The following is a 250-nucleotide window of genomic DNA, read 5'->3' as shown; positions in this document are numbered from 1 at the left end:
ACGGCCCGCCGGCCAGCGCACCATAGGCATCGATACGCGACTCGGCCCAGCCGGCGCCAAAGCGACGCGCCCACTCTTGCAGGGGCAGGTCGATGCGGTACAGGTTGGTACCGTCAAGGGACGGCGGCTGGTTGGTGACGTCGTGGGTTTCGGCAAACCGGTGCAGGTTCATGACGGGCCTCCTGGAAAAAAGGCCACGTGACACCGAGGCCCTGATTTCAGTTAAGCACCCTCAAACGCCTTAAAAAAG

Annotated in this window: 1 protein-coding gene; it reads right to left on the bottom strand. The window is 62.4% G+C overall.

Translation table 11 applies throughout. The features are described from left to right. On the bottom strand, positions 1-172 hold a 172-nt coding region (locus AC0L2O_RS37205; protein ID WP_473373256.1), incomplete at its 3' end, for a hypothetical protein. Positions 173-250 lie beyond the last annotated feature (78 nt).

It is taken from the genome of Bradyrhizobium sp. Kon10 (assembly GCF_055807395.1).
Note: the sequence above shows the minus strand (reverse complement) of the source record. Positions and strands in the feature narration are given on the sequence as shown.